This window comes from Thermococcus sp., from assembly GCF_027052235.1.
Classification (GTDB): Archaea; Methanobacteriota_B; Thermococci; order Thermococcales; family Thermococcaceae; genus Thermococcus.
Map to the genome: position 1 here is coordinate 31,990 of NZ_JALUFF010000052.1, position 2,629 is coordinate 34,618.

The 2,629-nt window shown below is 56.3% G+C and carries 3 protein-coding genes; all 3 read left to right on the forward strand.

Annotated features, from left to right (window positions below):
- The coding region (locus tag MVC73_RS06395) for a CGP-CTERM sorting domain-containing protein (protein WP_297508504.1) at positions 1-1,452 on the forward strand (1,452 nt) is incomplete at its 5' end.
- A 31-nt stretch (positions 1,453-1,483) separates the two neighbouring features.
- A complete protein-coding gene (locus tag MVC73_RS06400) occupies positions 1,484-1,867 on the forward strand; it encodes a hypothetical protein (RefSeq protein ID WP_297508507.1) in 384 nt (127 codons plus the stop codon).
- A gap of 35 nt (positions 1,868-1,902) precedes the next feature.
- The gene (locus tag MVC73_RS06405) at positions 1,903-2,610 is read left to right on the forward strand and encodes a hypothetical protein (RefSeq protein WP_297508510.1); all 708 of its coding nucleotides are present in this window, start codon (positions 1,903-1,905) and stop codon (positions 2,608-2,610) included.
- Positions 2,611-2,629 lie beyond the last annotated feature (19 nt).

The window sequence follows — 2,629 nt, forward strand, 5'->3', positions numbered from 1 at the left end:
CCCCTGAACCTCCCCTACGGACAGTTTCAGGTCGTACAGGACATCGCAGTTGGGGAAGATGGCGTCTACGTCGTTTTGATGACGAACGGCGTCGTCAACGTCTCGGCCCCAAGCGACTGGATGCCGGGGGATCCCCTCTTCACCCTCGTGAAATTCGACTCCTCTGGAAAAGCCCTCTGGGGGAGGGCCTTCAAGCCCTCAAACGGCGGCTACAGGGGCATTAGGCTTCAGCCAACGGGCGACGGAGTCATCGTAATTGCACCTCTCTACGCCCACATGCACCACAGGAACCCGGACGACCCCTACGACCGCGACGGCATAGCCTCCGCCCTTGACGTTGGGGCGATAAAGTTCGACCCCTCGGGGAACCTTAAGTGGGTTCACATCTACGGCAGGGAGAACTACGACGAGTACGTAAACGCCGTGGGTTTCGATGGGAACGAGGTGGTAGTGGCCTTCTCCTCCCGCTTCGGTGGCCCCGACCTCGGATTCATAGGAATAGACCCAGAAACGGGTAGCCTGAGGTGGGTCGAGGAATACAGGCAGGCCATTGACGGGGGTGAACTGTGGAGAATGGGCGGTTTCAACACCCTCTCAGGCGGGAGGCCGATGCTCTACAGCGTTCCAGACGGATGGCTCTACACTAACGGCCTTGGGGGAAAGTACGACGGCGGCGCCTCGATCTGGCTGAAGCTCGATAAAAAGGGAAATGTACTCTGGAGCGGCTTCTGGAACACGAGCCTATACCACGGGCAGTCCCCCTCAAGTTTTGCCCTCGCTGGCGATGGAAACTACGTCTTCTTCGACCCTCTCGTCAAGACCTCGCCCTCGGGCGATATCATCAAGGTCTACTACAACGTCCAGCCCTACGGCCACTATATAGCCCGCTCGGGAGAAGGTTTCGTTATCTTCCTCTCCCCTGACAGGCTCCTGAAGCTCGGCCCGAACATGGAGTTCGCGGGCTGCGACGTCCACCACGTCGAGAAGGGCGGGGAGCTAAAGGCGTGGGTTCCGAACTTCGTGGAGCTGGGAAGGGGGGATGTAAAGTTCGTGAAGGTGTCCTTCTACTCGAGGGGTAGCTTTAAAGAGGCCTTCGAGTTCGACGACCTCCCTACCTGGGAGTGGTACAGGATTGGGGAGCCCAGAGTCTGGGTTCACGATCATCCGAGCGAGTACTTCCATGTCAAGGAAGCCTGCAACCAGACGAGCCCTTCGACAACCCGGAGCTCCAGCGCCCCGCATACCTCAACGACCTCCGAACCTTCTCCAAGTGCTACACACTCACCGTCTCAGAGTTCCAGTGCAGTTCATTCGAATAGGGGAAGTTTCGGTGAAAATACGGGCGGGAGCCCCTCCAGCACTGCCAGCAGGTCAATAAACTTCACCTGCGGGCCGGGATTTATTGTTGCCCTGACTTTACTGGCTCTACTCCTGCTCTGGAGGAGGGGCTGATGTTTGAATCAACAAGAAGGGAGGTGAGAAAATGGGACTCATCAAAAAGCTTGTCGTTGGCTTCTTCCTGCTCCTCTTCATAGGGGTTGCCGGCATCTTCGGAATGCAGTACTACTACCTCAATGCTTACACCAAGGTTCCGGTCGAGGTCAAAACGGAAACCGTAAGCGGGGACGTCTTCTACCTATCGCACGTCCTTGAGCCGGGGAAATACTACATCAAGGCGAGCAGTGAAGGAACTGTGGAGAAGATAACGATACTCGACGAGAAGGACAACGTCCTGACCGAATCTGAAACGGACAGCATGATATACGGCTCAAGCAAGCCCTTCCGGGTCAGGGTTGACTACAAGGCCCCGCTCAACGTTGATTCCTACGAGGTCAGCGTCGGCATCTACAGGCTTGAAAAGAAGTGATTTCGTTTTTTCACGCGAAGAAAGGAGGAATGGGTATGAGAAAGTTGGTCTTTGCCCTGCTCGCGGTGGCCCTGCTGGTCATCGCGGCGGGCTGTGAAAGCCCTAACACAAACGTGAGTACCGAGAAGACCCTTACAGTAAACGATATAACCGTGCACTACTCCGGGGACGTCACCCTCTCCCAGGCAAAGTCTTTGCTTAACTTCGTCCGCGACAGCTTCCAGATAAACGGGAAAACCGACGTCTACGTCTCCAAGAGCGGAAATGCCTACACGGTCAAGGTAACGACCCCTTACAAGAGCTCCGGCGACATAGATGGAAAGACTGCCTTCTACGTCAAAATAATGGCCTCCAAGATGTCCCAGGATGTTTTCAACGGTGCAGAACTCACGCTGAAGCTCCTTAACGGAGATGAAAAGGAGGTTTTCTCCGCGGAGAGCAAATACGCCTACATCGAGTCGAACGGGATAACCGTCTGGTATGCCGGTGTTGGAAAGGACGACGCCCAGAAGGTGCTCGACTACGCGGTTTCCCTCGCCGGGAGCGGGCCTTGGGACATATTCATCGACGGCAGCAACCCCTACACGGTAAGCGCTATGAGTTCGTTCAACAGTGCCGACGAGATAGGCGATGCCGAGAGCGCTTACAGGAAGATGGTCTCCGACCTCTCGGAGAGGCTCGGCGGGAAGGTTGTCCTCAGGGTTCTGAGCCCGAGCGGCGAGGAGATAGCGAGGTTCAGCTGAGGTGGAAGGAATGGAGAAG

Bases quoted from the DNA above. Each gene is read 5' to 3' on its own strand.
- MVC73_RS06400 (WP_297508507.1), top strand. From the start codon at position 1,484: ATGGGACTCATCAAAAAGCTTGTCGTTGGCTTCTTCCTGCTCCTCTTC.
- MVC73_RS06405 (WP_297508510.1), top strand. From the start codon at position 1,903: ATGAGAAAGTTGGTCTTTGCCCTGCTCGCGGTGGCCCTGCTGGTCATC.